This window comes from Vibrio ishigakensis, assembly GCF_024347675.1.
GTDB lineage: Bacteria > Pseudomonadota > Gammaproteobacteria > Enterobacterales > Vibrionaceae > Vibrio > Vibrio ishigakensis.
Window position 1 is genome coordinate 1,096,061 of record NZ_AP024882.1, and the last position, 18,859, is coordinate 1,114,919.

The window sequence follows — 18,859 nt, forward strand, 5'->3', positions numbered from 1 at the left end:
AGGAGAGTGTTATGTCTCATAGCTCTGAGCTAATCGCAACGGATATCGAAGGGTATCTGAAAGTACATGAAAACAAAGACCTGCTTCGCTTTTTAACCTGCGGTAACGTGGATGACGGTAAGTCTACTCTAATTGGTCGTCTGCTTTACGATTCAAAATTGATTTATGAAGACCAAATGGCAGCGATTGAGAAAGATTCTCAAAAGTTCAACACCACCGATGAAGCGTTTGACCTAGCACTGCTAGTAGACGGCCTTCAATCAGAGCGTGAGCAAGGCATCACCATTGATGTGGCTTATCGTTATTTCTCAACAGATAAGCGTAAGTTCATCATTGCCGACACTCCAGGGCACGAGCAGTACACGCGTAACATGGTAACCGGTGCATCAACGTGTGAACTAGCAATCGTAATGGTCGATGCGCGTCACGGTATTCAAACGCAAACCCGTCGTCACAGCTACATCTGTAGCCTTCTAGGCATTAAGCACATCATTGTGGCCATCAACAAGATGGACTTGATGGATTACAGCCAAGAGGTGTATCAGAAGATTAAAGCGGATTACCGTGAGATGGCGAAGAACTTCAACATTGATGACATTCGTTTTGTGCCTATCTCTGCACTAAATGGCGATAACGTGGTGAACCCAAGCGAAGCGATGGACTGGTACCCGGGTGCTACCCTAATGAAGTTGCTTGAAACGGTGAAAGTCGACCAAGACAAAGACACCGAGCACATGCGCTTCCCAGTACAGTACGTGAACCGTCCGAATCTCAACTTCCGAGGTTTCTGCGGCACATTGGCATCCGGTCTTGTTCAAGTGGGAGACGAAGTAACGGCGCTACCATCAGGCAAGCAATCTCGCATCAAGTCTATCTATACTTTTGATGGTGAACTTGAAACGGCACGCCCAGGCCAAGCAATCACGATTACCCTTGAAGATGAAATCGATGTGTCTCGCGGCGACATGCTAGTACATAACGGTCATGAGCCAAGTGTGACTAACAAAGTACAAGGTCATGTAGTGTGGATGGGAGAGAACCCAATGCGCACGCACAAAGAATACACTTTCAAGTTCGCAACAAAATCGTGCACGGGTAAAGTCACGGCAATCCCTCACAAGGTAGATGTGAACACACTTGAAAAGCACGCCGAGAACAGCGAAACGCTAGAGCTTAATGAAATCGCACTGGCTGAGATTTCTTTAACGGACAAGATTGCAGTAGATACATACCAAAGCCTTCCTCAAACAGGTTCATTCGTTGTAATCGACCGCCACACTAATGTAACTGTCGGTGCAGGTATGGTAGAAACTGTGATTGATGGCACTGAAGAGCAAGGGCGTGTGTATTCATCAGCCGAGCGCGAATTAAATGCTTATGTGCGTAAATACTTCCCTGAATGGGGTTGTATAGAGTTATAACGATATAAATGAGAAAGATCTTGATTAAAAAATATTATCAGCTCATAGATACTCAAGCAAAGATGAAAATGAAATCTCAAGCTAATAAGCTTGTACTGAGTTATTTATGGTGGGTACTCGAACCATTATTGTTTGTGGCTCTTTTTTATTTTGTATTTGATTTCCTGCTTAAGAGAGGCGGCGATGATTTCTTTGTTTTCCTTATGGTAGGTAAAATTATTTATCTTTGGTTCTCTAAGAGTGTAGTGAGTGCATCAAACAGCCTAAACCAGAATAAAGGGATAATTGGACAACGAGCCATACCAAAATGGGTATTTCCATTAGTAAATATACAAGAGAACCTCTATAAAATGATTATTTCTTTTGTGCTTATTTTAATTTTACTCTGGGTACTAGGCTATCCTCCTTATATAGGATATTGGCAACTAATTCCGTTAGTTCTTTGTACATATTTACTAATTTGCGGAGTTGGATTTATTTGTGCAGTATTGGTAACTTTCGCTCAAGATTTCTCCAACTTGATCAGTCTTGCTATGACCGGTGTTATGTTTGGTTCCGGGATATTTTGGGATATTAATAAACTAGAAAGCGAAACTACGAGAGAATTGATATTCACTTTTAACCCAATGGCAAGTATTTTAGATGGATTTAGGCGGGTTCTGATATATAATCTGCCCTTAAGCCTCGGACACATAGTTACAATAACTGTTTTTTCCATTCTTGTTCTTATATTCAGCCTATATTTATTTCATAGGTTTAACAATAAGCTAACCAGAACATTATTCTCATGACCGACTCAATAATAAAATGTAATAACGTTGGATTTAAATATCGCACTAGAGTAGGACTTTTCAATACATTTGAACATACAGCACTCGAAAATGTTAGTTTTGAGGTAAAGAAAGGTGAAGTACTTGGAATTTTAGGAAAAAATGGCGCAGGTAAATCGACGTTACTAAAAATCTTAGCGGGTGTCATGAAGCCTGATATGGGCTCAATTGAAGTCGCAACAGGCGCTACGGTATCCTTGCTGTCACTCGGATTGGGCTTCAATCAGCAGTTAACTGGCCGAGATAACGTCATCCTAAGTTCAATGTTCAACGGATATAGCAGGAAAGAAGCAAAGGATTTAGCTAAGAAAATAAAAGAGTTCTCAGAGCTTGGAGAGTTCTTTGAACAACCAGTGCGAACCTACTCTTCTGGTATGCGCTCTAGGCTTGGCTTTTCTGCAGGTTTAATTACCAAAGTTGATGTTCTTCTGATAGATGAAGTTTTAGCCGTTGGTGATAAAGAGTTTAAACAAAAAGCAGAAGCGGCAATGCTAGAACATATTGGAGGCAACGATCAAACGGTTTTATTCGTCTCTCATAGCGAAAGACAGATAAAAAAAGTATGTGATAGAGCATACGATCTAGGAACAAAATCCTACGTTCACCTGGACAAACAGAAAATCGATGACAATACCTCCGACATCAACAGGTTTTCATTTGAACGCGAGTCTCTAACACTGCTCCTTAATCAAAACTATGATGCTTTCTATAAGACAAATTACGAAAACACCAAAATATTGAGAGATGCTGGTATCTTGTTGATGAATCTAAATCATGCCGAGAGCAAGAGATACTTGAGCAGAGCAAGAGAGTTAAACCCCAGTGGAAAAGTAATTAATGCATCCCTAGAAATGCTATTAAAAGGTGAATAAATTGAAAAGGTTACTGCTTCATATTGGAAAACACAAGACCGGCACAACAACTATTCAGCAGTTCTTGTTAGATAACAAAAATGAATTAAGACAAAGAAGTTGGGATTACATAAGTACTAGAGGGATGAACTCCAACAGTTCGGTAAAAAGAAAAACATCTAGTGGATATGATAGTGATGAGTATTTTAAATGTCACGAAGTTAAAACTGAATTCTTTACTAATTTTTTGGAAGAATCTACAGCAGATAATGTAATTATATCTTCAGAGAATTTTGATCTTGTAACTTCAGAGGAAGAAATTGGAAAATTCAAATCATATCTCGAAACATATTTTGAGAAGATCGAAATTTCAGTTTATCTACGTAGACAAGATTTATATGCTATTTCTTACAAGCAACAACGCTCTAAACCTAACATATTTCAAGCCTTTGATAATGAAATATCAGCTTTGCCGTTGATGTCTGAATATGCTAAGAAAATATTTGATTATAATATAACTATTGATAGCTGGGCTAAAGTTTTTGGAAAAGAAAATATTCGCGTTAGAATATTGGAAAAAGAAAAGCTTTATAAAAATGACTTGATAAAAGACTTCTTAAATCTAATTGATTTAGACTATGATTCTTGTTCATTCAAAGAGCCTCGCAACTTGAACGAATCGATGAACCGACTTGAACAAATATCTAATCATCTCTTAAATGAATATGGGATAAATAACTTGTCGATTAATAATATAGACAACGATAGTTCTAAACTTCTACCTACTAAAAATGAAGCTATAGCTTTTTATGAGTGCTTCAAACAGTCAAATAAAGATTTAAACAAAAAGTATTCGGTTAGTTTGTCCTGTGAGAGCATATTTGAAGAGAACTTTGATAGGTATCCAGACACAGATGTTAATATAACTAGTTCAGAATTACATTTAATTTTCAAAGCTGTTCTCGATAAAGCAATCAAAAACAACGAAGACTTGGTTACTGATTCATTGAGGGACCTTGCCATAAGCATCGAAAAGACTAACCCCAAAGAGGCGCTTTTTATTATGATGTTAGCGAAGGAAAGAAGGAACGGGACAACAATCAATAGAAAGATTAAAGAGTATCGCCAAGAGCTAAAGAAATACTATGATTTTAAATAAGATAAAGAAAGTAATAAGGAATCCGCGTCTAATTACGAAAATTAGATTTTATAGTTTGAGAAAATCTATAGCTACGAAACTTGATAATACAACAGTGTATCAATATGGTATAGTTAGCGCTGTATATAATATGGAAAGCTACATAGATAAGTTTATTAGTTCAATCGTTGAACAGTCTTGTGGGTTTTCTTCTAATATAAAAATAATTTTAGTTAATGACGGTTCAACTGATACAACTGAAAAAAAGATAAAGTTGTGGCAAAGCAAATATCCTAATAACATTGTAATTTTAAACAAAAATAATGGAGGACAAGCCTCAGCAAGAAACTTTGGTTTGGATTACATTAAAGATAACAATATACTTTTGGACTTTATTACGTTTACTGATCCTGATGATTTTTTAAACAAGGATTACTTTAGTCAAATAGATTTTTTGATAAAAAAGAATCCTCAAATCGATATTATTTCCACTAAATTTATTTACTATGACGAGGACACCTCAGACGAAAGGGAAACACATCCGCTTAACTTTAAATTCAAAGGAAATAAGCTTACAAGTGATGCAGATAAGATGTCTGGCTTACAAATGTCGATGTCTACAGCAGTATTCAGAACTGCAAAGATATTTAACATGAGTAAATGGGTTAGTGAAGACATTAAGCCCTGTTTTGAGGATGCAGAATTTGTCAACAGATTTATAATTGATAATGATGTAAAGAAAGTAGGCCTTTCGAAGAATTCTTTATACTATTATCGACAAAGGTCTTCAAATGATTCTACGTTGAATACGACTTGGAGTAAGAAAGAGCACTACAGAGATGTGCTGCAGTATGGATGTTTGGGACTAATAGAGCATTCTAAAAAAGTGAGAGGCGAAGTTAGCGGTAATGTTAAAAATGCTGTTTTGTATCACCTAATTTGGTATGTTAAACGCTTTGTAGATAATCCAAATTGCATAAACTTCTTAAGTGATAGTGAGAAGAAAGCTTTCTTCGATCTTCTACATAAAATATTAGCCAATTTTTCTGTCCAAGATATCATAGAGTTTGAGATTTCTAATATATGGTATCTACACAGGCAAATTTTACTTGTTTTAAGAGACCCCACTGCCACACATATAAATCCAGTAGTTTATTTAAAGGGGATAACTGATGAGGAGTTGATATTTTATTGTGTTTCAAGACCTAATTCTGTTATTTCAATAACTATAGACGGTAAAATTTTGACCAAGGAACATGTGACTAATAGTGTACGTAGGTTAGATGAGGTCGAAATATACAAAGAAAGTCAGATATTGATCCCTTTCGATAATTATTCGAGCAAGGTTGAAGTTTTTATCGATGATTTGCCCTGCACTGTAAAGATTGGTAGTCAATCTTTACCCGAGATTGTTAATATTTACCAACTTGCTACGCTAAGTAAATATATATCTTCTCAATGTCCGTTGAGCGTCAAACAAAAAAGGTTGATGAAAACTTACTATAATGAAATTGGTAAATGTAACCCTATTTACCAAGACGCTGTTATCATTATGGATCGCGACATTGCGGGTGACGATAACGGCGAGCACTTTTATAGATACCTAAAAAATAATACTTGCATTAAAAATTTGTACTTCTCTGTACGAAAGGGAACTAAATGCTGGGATAGATTGGAGAGAGAGGGTTTCAATCTTTTAGAATTTGGTAGTCATGATTACGAACTCGCTCTACTAAACGCTAAATACTTGATATCCTCTCACATGGATAAGTACATAGTTGACTATTTTGGTGACGGTTTATTAAGAGATATAACGAATTTCAAGTTTGTGTTTTTACAACATGGTGTTACGAAGGATGATATATCAGCGTGGTGTAATTCAAAAAATATAGATGTTTTCGTTACTGCAGCTAAGGATGAATACAATAGTATCGTCACTAGTGAATCGAATTATTTGATTAACCCATCAAAAGTTTTGTTAAGTGGGTTTCCAAGACATGACGCTCTCATTTCTAGAAATTTAGAGAATAATGATAACGACATGATATTAATTATGCCTACTTGGAGAAAGTCATTAGTTGGGTCTGTAAAAGGTAAGGGTAACGAGAGAAATATCAACACTGCTTTTAAGTCGTCAGTCTTTCTTCAATGTTGGGACGAGTTACTTAATTCGGCTCAATTGAGAGAACATGCTAATAATCTTGACTGTAAGGTTAAGTTTGTTCCTCATCAGAACCTTTTACCTTATCTAGACGATTTTAACATTCCCGATTATATTGAAATTGAAAAAAATGTGGCAGATTTTCAGGCACTGTTTACTCAGTGTGAGTTACTGATTACAGATTATTCGTCGGTTGCTTTCGAAGTTGCCTATTTATCTAAATCGGTATGTTACTATCAATTTGATAAACATGAAGTCTTTGATAGTGGCCATTTTTATGAGAAAGGCTATTTTGATTACGAAAACGACGGTTTTGGTCCAGTATTTGAAAATGTCAGTGATTTTGACCTGATAATTGCAAACAACGGGTACAGAGAGGAAAAGTTCGAAGAAAGAAGAAATAACTTTTTCGCTTATCGAGATGGAAAGTGCAATGAACGTTTGGCGAAGCACTTGGGGTTCTTACATGATTAGGGCTTCTTTGATTAGAGTACTTAGTTCACTTTGTAGGTATCGACTATTTAGTCTAATGTACGATAGTTTTGCAAATGTCGTCTTTAATATAAGACAGCTCAACGTAAATTCAAACACTCAAAGAATTAAGGAACCACCTTTTCCAATCGATGTTGTTATAACTTGGGTAGATAGTAATGATGTGTCATGGAGAAAAAAGCTACACGAATTTAGTGCAATACCTGAACCTCAACGAGGAGTATATGATTCTAAAAGTGAAGAACGTTTTGATTCCAATGATGAATTGAAATACTTATTACGGTCTATTGCAAAATATGCTAGTTGGGTTAGGAAAATATACTTAGTCACGGACAATCAAAAGCCGAATTGGTTGAAGGACTCTGATAAAATTAAAGTTGTGGATCATCGGGATATATTTCTCGATAATACATTTCTACCGAGCTTTAATTCACATGCTATTGAATCTAATTTGCATCGAATTCCGGGTCTTTCCGAAAATTTCTTATATATGAATGATGATTTCTTGTTTTCGGACTACGTCTCGTATGAGTCCTTTTTCACAGAAGACGGAAGTAAAACGAAATTCTGTAAGTCTGCTTCAGCTCGAGTCGCTGATAGTATAAATGATTGTGTGGCATCGGTAGACTTTGCGGCTTATAACAATAAGGCATTTATGCGCAAGAACTACTTAGATAATGTGGATTTCAAATTAAAGCATACCCCAATGGCGCTAAAAAAAAGTGTCATTAAGCTATTCGAACACAATCACGAAAATGTAGTTCGACTTAATTCTTCAAATCGATTCCGTAGTCAAAGTGATTACTCTCTTTTGTCTTCGCTAATACATTATTACGGAGAATACAATGGCACTGCAGTATCAAGTGATTTAAGATATCTTTACGTATCTCTTTTAGACCCGTTATTTGCGATAAAAATTAACTTCCTCAAGCTTAAAGGCTTTCCCTGCTGTTGCACAAATGATGTTCCTGGTGATAGAGATCTCAGAAAGCGTAACATCGAACTTTATCACAAAACTATGTTGAAAATATTTCCAGAGAAATCAAGTTGTGAAAAATAATGCTACAAGAAAACTGGATATAGACATTGTGATTCTTTGGGTAGACTCTGAGGACCTCAATTGGCAGAGAAAACTCGAGCACTATTCGAAAGGAAGCAACAAAACATCTAATGACTTCAGAAAGAGTCGATATCGTTGCTTGGGAATGTTGAAGTACATTTTTAGAAGCATCGATAACTTTATGCCATGGGTGCGTAAAATTCATTTGGTTACCGAGGGTCATCTACCAGATTGGCTCGATACAAAAGATAGTCGACTTAATATAGTCACTCATAATGATATCTTTAGTAGAGTAGATGACTTACCAACATTCAATTCTAATGCTATAGAGTCTAATTTAGATTTGATTAAAGGTTTGTCTGAGAGGTTTATACTATTTAATGACGATACTATAGTTTTGCAACCGGTATCTCAATCTCGTTTTTTTATCAGGGGACTACCTGTCGATTTCTTAGAGTTGTCAATACCTAGACCTCAGTTTTTTTATAGATTTATTCGAAAGAGTAACGCGTTGAACGTGTCTGTAATTAACAACTGCCTTCGTCACTTAAGACGTACCAAGGCATGGAGTAACTTTAGAAAATCAGAAGAATTAGACCAGAGTAGTAGATTGGTATATAAAATATTTAGAAAATATAGTTGGATTAAAATAAATCATGTTCCACAACCACATCTTAAATCTACAATATCTTATTTTCGAGAAAATCAACAGCTTTTGCAACAGACCTCAAAGCACAGATTTAGAAATGCGAATGATATAAGTCACTACGTACATCGATATTTTAATCTATTAATGGGAGATTTTGTTGGTAGTAACTCTTATAAACACGACTCACTATCTATTGAAATAAAGAGTAAAAGCGATTTAAATAGATTGGAAGCGATTTTAAAGAAAAATCGCTTAGTACTGCTAAGTGTTTCGGATTCAGAGATTCTGTCGGAAAAAGACTTCAAAGAGATGGTTGAATTTCTATCAGTTTATTTTGAAAAACTTATTCCAAGAAAGTGCTCATTCGAATTATAGGGATGATAATGAAAAAACTAATACTACATATAGGGTCACACAAAACTGGTAGTACTTCGATTCAAAATAGTTTGAATAATAATGATTCACTGCTTAATGACAATGGTTATAGCTATTTCAATATAGACCCTAGCGGAAGTCAGGTTTCTACTTCGACCAATTCTTGGATTAAACTCAATAGAGACAGTTTGAAAAACAAAACCGGAGGGGCATCCATAGTTGAGGTAGCAAAGTTGGCCGTTGCTCTAGCTAGTTTTCGTGGGAATGAATCATGTCTTGTGAACACATGAGTTGGATATTTGATTGAGATGTTATAGATGAGCTCAAAGCTCATTTGTTTAAGCATTTTGATGATGTAAAAGTAATTGTTTACTTGAGAAGACAAGACCGTCAACTAGTTTCCCATATTCAAGAGGGGTCTAAAGCACCAACTTTGCCAGCTTATCTATATTATAGTGAAGGAATTTTCGAAGAGAATAATTATGACGAATTATTTTACCTAGATTACCACAAGAGGCTTAGTCTTTGGGCTAATGCAATTGGCAAGAATAATTTGGTAATTAGGCTTTTTGAAAGGAATAGCCTTAAAAATGGAGATGCTGTATGCGACTTTTTTGATTTACTTGGTATATCGATTCCTAAAGAAACGCGTCGAAGTAACGAGTCGCTGTCTAGAAATAGTTTCGAAATAGGGTTGATATTAAACAAATATTTTTGCCATAGGCATCATACGTCTAAATTGATTAGGAATCTATTTAAACACCATAACGCTTCAGGTCAGAAATATTTACCTAGTCGCTCAACTGCTTACTCAATTTATTCGTCTTTCTCAGATTCTAATATTGAATTAATGAATGCGTTCGGAGATGATCTGAAATTTGATGAAGATTTCACAATGTACTCGGAACAAAACAAAAAATTCACTTTAGGTAAGGAAAGCATTGATCTCATTTTTTCAACATTAGCTAACAACCAAATTCTTTCGTCAGATAAATTACGTGATGCAGCTATTTCGTTAGAACAAGTAAATTTAGAACAAAGCCGCCTTTTAATGTCTGCTGCATTAAAATTGAAGCCACATGGGAAAACAATCCAATCCAAGCTTAAAAAGTATGAAAAGTTGTTGAAAGATGGAAATTGAAAATTTTAAGGTATATGGCGAACGAAACACAGCTACTAATTATTTGATTAAGTTGTTGTCTATTAACTTTCCTCGGATCAACATACTTAGGTCAACAGTAGATCCAAGTGTCCTTCCAAAAAACGTTAATTTACCAGCTTCAGATAGAGAAAAATTAATCGATAATTATTTTGAATCTAGCTTCTCATCTAATTTAGGTTGGAAGCACTCTTTTATTTGTAGTGATAAGTTACGTAAGCACAAGGAAATTTTGTCTAAAACACTTATTATCACTATAACGAAAAACCCATATTCTTGGTTGCTTTCATTTTATAGGAAACCTTATCATAGACTTAACGATTATTATGATGATTTTCGAGGTTTTTTGAAACCAGAATGGAGGACTGTCGGTCGGGATGGTTTGGATGACCTATATTTGTCACCTATCGAAATCTGGAATTTAAAAAATAGGTCTTATGTTGATTGTGAAGTGGGTAATGTTTTAAATATAAAAAGTGAAAATTTAATTATCAATCCGAAGGTAGAACTTGATAGAATAAGCCAGGCCGTATTTAATAGGGACTGTGAAATTTTCTGTAATTATTTTAGATCAACTAAGTCTGATAAGAAAGATAGTGAATACTATAAGAGTTATTATAAAAATGAGATTTGGAAAAAAGAAATTAAACGAGAGGATATAAAATATATTACAGAGAGATTAGATTTTTCTCTAATGAAAAAGTTACGATATGATGAAATCTAATCTAAATATCCTGTTTAACTTCTTTTTACCCCCTATTTTTTAAGGCTGAAAGTTAAGCGAAAGTACTAAAAGGTTTACTATTAACGTGGCATGTTGAAAACTAAAAGATAATTTTCGGCCCTTGTATGTAGTAAACCTATCAAGATATTCGACGGCGCTATCTGTAAATCACTCATGCTAGAGCAGACTCATCAGACTGAACTACTTAAATATTTAATCGATTTATTTTAGTGTTAACAACTGATTAACCCAGTAGATTATATTTAATTGTAAAGGTACTAATTTGCAGCGTTCCTATGTTATTCTAAACTCAGTATAATATCGAGTAGAGTTAGGTTAGTTGGTAGGTACTCTCATAAATACCTAATAGTTGCTGAACAATGACTTCATCACTATATTGTTCAACTACTTCTTTGTATAAATTAGATGCAATGAAGCAAGCCTCATTACGGTTTTTTCCGGTAGTCACTAGTATTTCAGCCAACCTTTCCGAGTCGTAGGGCTCAATCAGCCACCCGTTACAAGCGTTTCTGATAAGATCTCTACAACCGGCAACGTTTGTTGTGACAACTAACCTCTTCATAGCCCCAGCTTCAATCAATACACGTGGAATCCCTTCTCCATACCTAGTCGGTAATGCAACAATGTCTACGTTGTTCATGAGACTAGGCATATCTTCAATTGTTCCTACCCAATTAAAATCGTGTTTTTGTGAAAGGTATTCTACTTCATCTTGTGAGTAGGCATTGTTTGATTCTAGGTCGAATATTCCAGCAACGATCAGTCTGATATCCATGCCAATTTGACGACAATGGTTTATAGAAGAGATTAAGGTATCTAAACCTTTATCTTTAAGTAAGCGAGCAGCGAATAAGACGGTTATCTGGGGTTCAGTTAATATTTCTTTTCTAGATTGGTATTTATTGGTGTCAACGCCTGCACCGTTTACTTGTATCAACTGGTCACTGCGCCCTATTCCATTTCTTTGAAAAAGAAGCTTATCTTCAGAATTCTCAAATAAAAATGGGCCTTGGTTAGTTCTTCCTATGTATTTATATAAAAGTACGATAACCGTTTTGATGGCTCTGAACTTATAGCTATTGTTTGAAAATACAACGCCTAGACCTGTTATACTTTTAACGCATGGTATTTTTAGTGCTTTAGATATAAGGCCTGTATAAATGTTTGGTTTGATAGTAACTGAATGAACTAAATCAGGTTTTATCTTTTTTATGATTTTGTACAAATGATATATAGAAGCGACTTCTTCAAAAATCAGGATACCGCTGCGAGAAATTTTTATATCGTAGCAGTCATATCCCTCTGATTCCCATTGGAGCTTCAATCGAGGTGCAGTAAACGAAGTTATGATCGAAACCCTATAACCTTTCTCTTTTGCCGCTTTTGCTCTATTGTACCAATGTAAATTAAAGTACCAGTCCACGTTAATGATAATTGCTAGATGCTTTTGCATTATTTAACTCAAATCTTGTTTTCGCGAAAATTCAATAGGTAAGGTTTTTAAATACTTCATTAGCGCTTCGCTGTTGAAGTCTTTACAATATCGGTCTAACATCTCAATTATCGTTTCCATTTCATTCCAAGTAATTGATAGTTCATTTGCAGTCATTATTTTATCATGAACAGTTCCTTCAATATTATCTCCTATGAGTAATTCTTCATATAGCTTTTCCCCAGGCCTTAACCCTGTGTATTTTATCTCAATATCACCATCTTCGTTATTATTTGAGCCAATTTCGTTCATACCCATTAGATGAATCATGCGTTTTGCGAGATCAAGAATTTTAACCGGCTCTCCCATGTCAAGTACGAAAACTTGACCATTTCTAGCCATTGCACTTGCTTGTATAACTAATTGCGCTGCTTCTGGCATTAGCATGAAATATCTAATTATATCAGGGTGAGTAACAGTGACTGGGCCACCTTTGCGGATTTGTTTTTTGAATAGAGGTACAACTGAACCTGAAGAACCTAAGACATTGCCAAACCTTACCATTGTAAAGGTCGTCTCACTTTCTCTGTAAACCAGTGATTGTAAGACCAACTCGGCTAATCGTTTGCTGGCACCCATTACATTTGTTGGGCGTACAGCCTTATCTGTAGAAACTAGTGTAAAGTTATTGACGCCGGTGATCATCGCTGCATTCGCACACGCGAGGGTTCCAAATACATTATTCCTTATTCCCTCTACAATGTTGTTTTCAACCATGGGTACATGTTTGTAAGCTGCAGCGTGATAAACAGTTTCTACCATGTGAGTTTTCATGGTGTTGATTAGTCGGTTCTCATTTTGCACTGAACCTAGGCTAGATATTATTGAACAGTCTACCTTCAGCCTTAAAATAGTTGACCTCAATTCTTGATCAATCTGATAAAGATTGAATTCATTTAGCTCGTATAGGACCAGAGATTTCGGTTGTTGAACGATAATCTGTCGGCATAATTCAGAACCAATAGAGCCGCCCGCGCCGGTTACCATAACAACTTTATTGGTAATGTTTCGACTCATAAGATCTTTGTTCGGTGTGACAGGGGCCCTTCCGAGCAAATCTGCAACATCCAAGTCTCGGACTTCGGTTGCAGAACCTTTGCCTGAGGCAATTTCTTCCAATGAAGGTACTGACTGAACCTCAATAGGCCAGTGAGAAAGTTCGTCCAGAAGACGTAGCCTTTTTCCTTGAGAAATATTATTAATCGCTAATAGCAGCTTTTGCGGCTGATAAAGTGACGTCAAACGTTGAAATTCAGTACTATGATGAACTCTCAATCCGTAAATGATGTTGCCGTCTTTGCTCCTATCATCATCAATAATTGCTACAGGATGATATTCGTCTCCCTGTATGAGTGATGAGGCCAAATTTCGACCTGTGGCACCTGCGCCGTAAATGAGGACATTTGGCTTTTTTCGACGATAATAGTGATGAAATAAAACACGAATTAGAATTCGAGGCCCACCTAGTGTTAGCGTAGCAATACCAGCATAGATAAACGGTACGCTTCTAGGAATAAAGGACTGAATAAAAAAACTGGATAAGGCTAATGCCAATGCGGATAATATGACTGCTAAAAATATGTTCCCGAGCGCAGGAACCATCATATAGCGAAGGACTGCTCGATACATTCCGAGCTTTGTAAAGCATGCTAGAGTAACCAAAAGGGTTATAAGCATACTCGCATACTCATCCATACCTAAAGGTACATACATACCGCCTAACCTAACAGCAATAGATACATATAAAGACGCAAGTACAGCAACAACGTCGTATGTGACTGTTATGATTCGTTTGTTTTTGCGATTGGCAAAGACTATGAACTTGTATGGATTAAACATTTACACTTATCTGGTTTATTTGAACATTATGATTTTAAATAGCTTTTTGGGGCTTTGCTAGCATCGATTTAGTTAATGGTGCTTATTTGAACGATTAGGGTGAATATTGAAGATTTTAGTAACAGGTGCTAACGGTTTCATAGGTAGTCAGGTAGTAAAAACAAGTCTGAAATTCGGTTTGAACCCGGTATCGCAAACCAGAAAGTCCATTATGGAACTGCCTAACAACGTAGTCGTTGAAGGGTTAACAGAAAAAACGAACTGGCTAATAGCCCTGCAAGGGGTTGAATGCGTGGTTCATTGTTCAGCACTTGTTCATCAAATGGATAATGAGGCACTTTATAGCGATTACTATGATACTAACGTGCTCGGTACCGAAAATTTGGCTCGACAAGCTGCAGACAATGGGGCGAAACGGTTCGTTTTCTTGAGTTCTGTAAAGGTTAACGGCGAATACAGTGCACCAAACCATCCTTTTAAACCTGACGTTGATTTAGCGCCAGACGATTTTTACGGCAAGAGTAAATACGAAGCGGAACTGCGCCTTCGGAAAGTTTCTGAAGAAACCGGTATGGAAGTAGTAATCATTCGACCTCCTTTAGTATATGGTCCTGGAGTCAAGGCGAATTTCTTAACCTTAATGAAATGGACATCAAGAAAGTTACCATTGCCTTTTGGTTCGATCGATAACAGAAGAAGTTTGGTCTATGTTGAGAACCTTGTTGATCTAGTGTTGAATTGTTGCACAAATCCACAGGCTGCAGGTAAGACCTTTTTGGTTTCAGATAATCATGATGTGTCGACTAGGTGTTTACTTAGGTCTATCGCTAAATCTATGAAGGTTAAAAGTTATCTTGTGCCCGTGCCTCGCAGTATATTTAAGTTGGCGGCGACTGTTTTTAGAAAACCAGAGCTAGAAGTTAAGTTGTTTGGTTTTCTTCAGGTAGATATTAGTGAAACTCGTAAAGTACTTGGTTGGGAACCGCCTTATAGCTTTGAAGAGGGTATACAAAAGACCGTCGATGACTTTTTAGCGAATAAGAATAGTTAAGTTGGAACAGAGCGTGATTAGATTCTTAGATTTTGTGTTGTCTTTCTTTGGCCTGTTATTTTTGTGGCCAGTGTTGTTGGTAGTTTGGGTTTTAGGATATTTTGATACAGGAGCACCGGTTTTTCGGCAGATCCGAGTTGGAAAAGATAAACAAGAGTTTGTACTGGTTAAGTTCAGGACTATGCCAGTTGATACGGCCTCTGTTGCAACGCACTTGGTTGGTGCTAGCTCGGTAACTAAGCTGGGTAGCTTTCTTCGGAAAACTAAATTAGACGAGTTGCCGCAGCTTTGGAACGTGCTAAAAGGTGAAATGAGCTTGGTTGGTCCGAGGCCTTGCTTGTTTAATCAAGAAGAGTTAATCAGTGCGAGAAGTGCTTTGAAAGTCTTTGATGTAAGGCCTGGTATCACTGGCTTGGCTCAGGTGAATGAGATCGATATGTCTACGCCTGAACTGCTTGCTGAGTGGGATGCAAAAATGATTCGAACTATGTCTATTTCTAATTATTTTAAGTACATAGTCCAGACTGTGCTCGGTAAAGGGGCAGGGGATAGGGTTTAGATTTTTAGTTTGAGAGGTCCCGGATAAACCCTACGAGTTTTCCGGGATGCCACTTGTGTTGCTAGTCTAGTAGCCCATTAGTCTTAAAAGATTTTCAGCCGTCTCAATTGCTTCTTTTCGATTCGCAATATTCAGCTTCTGATACAAATTTCGAATGTGCGTCTTAATTGTTGTCCCGGCAACATCAAGCTCCTGCGCAATCTGCTCGTTACTGAAGCCAGAATAAATTAGGTTTAGCACCTGCCATTCTCGCTGGGTCAGCGGGCTGGTGCGGATCAGCTCTGGGATGTTTGGATGGTTGACGAGCTTGTTGACGAACTCTTCATCGAAGTGGACGGCGCGGCTGCGTTGCTTGTTGCCAATCTCTTTTAGTAGTTGTAGGGCGCGGTGGCGCTCTAGGTCGCCTAGCTGCCCTTTGTTGACTAGCTTATCCATCAGTTTGCCGATGGTATTGCCATCGATGATGAAGTTGCCGATCATGCCGGTTTGGTTGGTCATGGATAGGGCTTGTTTTAGCTTCTCGCCGGCTTGTACTTCGTCGCTAGTTTTGATGTGCAGAACAGATTCAACGATGAGATTGCGGTTTTTGTCGGTCACTAGGCCGTGTTTTTCGGCTTCGTTACGCATTAGCGCTAAGGTAAGTTCTGCCTGATCAAACTGCTCCGTGCAGATTTGTGCGCGGGCGATGTTTCGAAGGTGCAGTTGAGTAAAGTGGTTGCTGGCGCTTTCTGGCTGCTCTGCTTGTACTAACCAGTTGTGGATGGAGGTTGTATCACCACGCGCTTGCCAGTACAGAAGCTGTGAAAGGGACGCATTAGCTGTCCAATCTAGGTGATAGTTGGACTCGGCTAGTAGGCTTTCAATTTTTTCTACAAAGCGACCGGCTTTGTCTATTTCACCGCGGCCGATAGCGATGCGCGCTAGCATTGAGTAGCTGTGTAGGTGACGGCTCTGTTTCTTCTCACCTAGAACATCGATGCCTTTATAGGCTAAGTGCTCAGCTTCATCTAGGTGGTTCCAGCACCATTGGATTTGAGCGCGGATGCGCAGTAGGTGTTCGTGCAGTGGTACTTGCTGCAGGTGGTGCTCTTCGATGATCTTAAAGCCTTGCTCTTGAAGTTCGTGTGCGGCTTGGATATAGCCTTGAGCAATCAAGATCTCGCTTTGTTGGATCAGAGCCCACAGCGCTTGGTGGTAAACCTGATACTGACGCGCAAGCTTTTCTGTCTGCTGCATCATAGGTAGCGCGCGGTCTAATCGGCCCAGTACGTGGTTTACCTCGCCGATAACGGATGTGCCCACAATGCGGCTTCTAAAGTCGTTGTTGTCAATTTGGCTTAGTGCCAGTTCAGCCAGCTCTAGAGCTTTCTCAGGTTTGCCTTGGTTGATGGCAACCAAGCCGAGTAGGGCGCTGACTTGGCCTTTCTCGTTGGCTGAGATGCTGATGTTGCGTTTTTCCAGTTCTACCTTAGCTTCGGCAAGCAAATCACCTACCGCGTTGTATCTGTGCTGGCTTTGAGCAAGCCATGCACGCAATAGAGGCAGTTTCGCTGTTTGATACAGCTGATCCGGTTCTAGCTCGGCAATGGCATTTTCTAGGGTTACTAGCTCACCGCCGTTAAACATGGCCCAGCCGTGCTCGCGCATGATGTCTGCACACAAGTCGGAGTCTTTGGCTTTTTGTGCGTGTGCCAGTGCTTTTACAGGACGATTGTACTTAAGCCAGGTTTTAGCCGCTTGTGTTTGTAGAGATAGCTCTTGCTGTGGCAGGTGAGTGCTGCGCTGGTGGGTCAGGAAGTCACTGAACAAGTTATGGAAGCGGAACCAGTTTTGCTCGTCTGTACTGGTATTAAGAAACAGACCAAACCGGTTTAGGTTTTCCAGCATATTCAGCGCGTCATCGCGTCCGGTCACATCCGCAATATGTTCATCACTGAAGTTATCCAGCACTGAACACTGCATCAGGAACTGCTGAGTGTCTTCGTCTAGGTAATCAAATACCTCTTCTGCCAGATAGTCCCATAAGTGTGTGTGATTGAAATCTTCAATCGCCAGTAGAGACTCTTTAATCGGCTTATTTTGTTGAATGGCTTGGATAGCCAGAAGCTGAAGTGCTGACGGCCAGCCCTCTACATAGTTGCGAAGATCCGTAGCGGTTGATTCATCTATCTCTTCTTTGGTACGCATGCTTAAGAAGCGTGACGTCTCTTCAGTATCGAATGCGAGCAGGTCATCGTCGATTTCAATCATAAGATCGCGTACACGAAGATTCGCCGTGCCCAGTGGTGGGTTAGAGCGACTGGTGACCACAACTGTGACGTTGTCTGGCATATGCTTGATAAAGAAGCGCATCGCTTCGTGCACTTCTTCATTAGTAATGAGGTGGTAGTCATCTAGCACCAAGTAGATTTCATGATGGGTACTAGTGAGTTCTGCGAAAATCTCGCCGAACAAGCTGTGCAATGATGAGAACTGGCGTTTTTCGATGAGTGCCAGAGAGTTCACACAGATGTTGTCGGTTGCTTTATTAATAGCGCGCACAAAGTAGGAGATAAAGCGGTAGCTGTCGTTATCGCTCTCATCCAGGCTATACCAGCCTACATGGGTTTTGTCGGCTAGCCATTGAGCTGCCATAGTGGTTTTGCCATAGCCGGCAGGGGAGCGAAATAGCACCAGCTTATAAAAGGGCGCTTGCTGCAAAAGCTCCAAAACACGGGGACGCACGATGGCGTTATGTAAGCGGCCGGGGCGAGTCAGTTTTGATGGAATCCACATTTGTGTCTTTACCTAGTCAGTTATTCTTATGTTTATGCTTTGGGGGAGTCGTCATTCCGGCACACTTGTAGGATGTACTCGGTTTGAAGATCCCGGAGTAAGCTAATGCTTTCCGGGATGACGGGGTAGCGCTGGCAGTGCACCTTGTCGTCTTATTCGCCTTTATATTTAATTCTGGTACGGCGTCTCATCCCTAAACCTCATCGATTCTAGATGAATAAGCACTGGATGTAATTTGATCACACCCCTGTTTGGTCTGATA

14 protein-coding genes are annotated in these 18,859 nt (G+C 38.5%); 11 read left to right on the forward strand and 3 right to left on the reverse strand.

What is annotated here, in order from left to right:
* Window positions 1-11: 11 nt before the first annotated feature.
* The 9 genes from cysN (at window position 12) to Pcarn_RS18870 (ending at window position 10,860) form a co-directional block, all read left to right on the forward strand.
* Window positions 12-1,421, forward strand: coding sequence for a sulfate adenylyltransferase subunit CysN (cysN, locus tag Pcarn_RS18830; protein WP_261835860.1), 1,410 nt, complete (start codon window positions 12-14; stop codon window positions 1,419-1,421).
* A gap of 8 nt (window positions 1,422-1,429) precedes the next feature.
* Entirely contained in the window at window positions 1,430-2,212 is a 783-nt protein-coding gene (locus Pcarn_RS18835) for an ABC transporter permease (RefSeq protein WP_261835861.1), read from the forward strand.
* On the forward strand, window positions 2,209-3,123 hold the full coding sequence (locus Pcarn_RS18840) for an ABC transporter ATP-binding protein (RefSeq protein ID WP_261835862.1): 915 nt from the start codon (window positions 2,209-2,211) through the stop codon (window positions 3,121-3,123). Before Pcarn_RS18835 ends, Pcarn_RS18840 begins: the two co-directional genes overlap by 4 nt.
* Window position 3,124: 1 nt before the next feature.
* On the forward strand, window positions 3,125-4,261 hold the full coding sequence (locus tag Pcarn_RS18845; RefSeq protein ID WP_261835863.1) for a hypothetical protein: 1,137 nt from the start codon (window positions 3,125-3,127) through the stop codon (window positions 4,259-4,261).
* Complete coding sequence (locus tag Pcarn_RS18850; protein ID WP_261835864.1) at window positions 4,248-6,875, forward strand: bifunctional glycosyltransferase family 2 protein/CDP-glycerol:glycerophosphate glycerophosphotransferase; 2,628 nt, start codon at window positions 4,248-4,250, stop codon at window positions 6,873-6,875. Before Pcarn_RS18845 ends, Pcarn_RS18850 begins: the two co-directional genes overlap by 14 nt.
* A 55-nt stretch (window positions 6,876-6,930) precedes the next feature.
* Window positions 6,931-7,953 carry a stealth conserved region 3 domain-containing protein gene (locus Pcarn_RS18855; RefSeq protein WP_261835865.1) on the forward strand — a complete coding sequence of 341 codons (1,023 nt, stop codon included), beginning with the start codon at window positions 6,931-6,933 and terminating at the stop codon, window positions 7,951-7,953.
* The gene (locus tag Pcarn_RS18860; RefSeq protein ID WP_261835866.1) at window positions 7,943-8,977 is read left to right on the forward strand and encodes a stealth family protein; all 1,035 of its coding nucleotides are present in this window, start codon (window positions 7,943-7,945) and stop codon (window positions 8,975-8,977) included. The genes Pcarn_RS18855 and Pcarn_RS18860 overlap by 11 nt, the downstream gene beginning before the upstream one ends.
* Window positions 8,978-9,311: 334 nt before the next feature.
* A complete protein-coding gene (locus Pcarn_RS18865; protein WP_261835867.1) occupies window positions 9,312-10,118 on the forward strand; it encodes a hypothetical protein in 807 nt (268 codons plus the stop codon).
* Window positions 10,108-10,860, forward strand: a complete 753-nt coding sequence (locus Pcarn_RS18870; RefSeq protein WP_261835868.1) for a hypothetical protein — start codon at window positions 10,108-10,110, stop codon at window positions 10,858-10,860. The genes Pcarn_RS18865 and Pcarn_RS18870 overlap by 11 nt, the downstream gene beginning before the upstream one ends.
* Window positions 10,861-11,191: 331 nt before the next feature.
* On the opposite strand, the gene Pcarn_RS18875 is transcribed toward Pcarn_RS18870, so the two are convergent.
* Complete coding sequence (locus Pcarn_RS18875) at window positions 11,192-12,334, reverse strand: glycosyltransferase family 4 protein (protein ID WP_261835869.1); 1,143 nt, start codon at window positions 12,332-12,334, stop codon at window positions 11,192-11,194.
* A gap of 3 nt (window positions 12,335-12,337) precedes the next feature.
* Window positions 12,338-14,212, reverse strand: a complete 1,875-nt coding sequence (locus Pcarn_RS18880; RefSeq protein WP_261835870.1) for a nucleoside-diphosphate sugar epimerase/dehydratase — start codon at window positions 14,210-14,212, stop codon at window positions 12,338-12,340.
* A 106-nt stretch (window positions 14,213-14,318) separates the two neighbouring features.
* Here Pcarn_RS18880 and Pcarn_RS18885 point away from each other — a divergent pair, with 106 nt between their 5' ends.
* Window positions 14,319-15,263 (forward strand): UDP-glucose 4-epimerase family protein, encoded by a 945-nt coding sequence (locus Pcarn_RS18885; protein WP_261835871.1) that lies wholly within the window; start codon window positions 14,319-14,321, stop codon window positions 15,261-15,263.
* A gap of 13 nt (window positions 15,264-15,276) precedes the next feature.
* Window positions 15,277-15,822: a sugar transferase gene (locus Pcarn_RS18890; RefSeq protein WP_261835872.1), complete on the forward strand. Its 546-nt coding sequence runs from the start codon at window positions 15,277-15,279 to the stop codon at window positions 15,820-15,822.
* A 66-nt stretch (window positions 15,823-15,888) separates the two neighbouring features.
* Here Pcarn_RS18890 and malT read toward each other — a convergent pair whose 3' ends face one another.
* The gene (gene malT, locus Pcarn_RS18895; RefSeq protein WP_261835873.1) at window positions 15,889-18,597 is read right to left on the reverse strand and encodes an HTH-type transcriptional regulator MalT; all 2,709 of its coding nucleotides are present in this window, start codon (window positions 18,595-18,597) and stop codon (window positions 15,889-15,891) included.
* Window positions 18,598-18,859 lie beyond the last annotated feature (262 nt).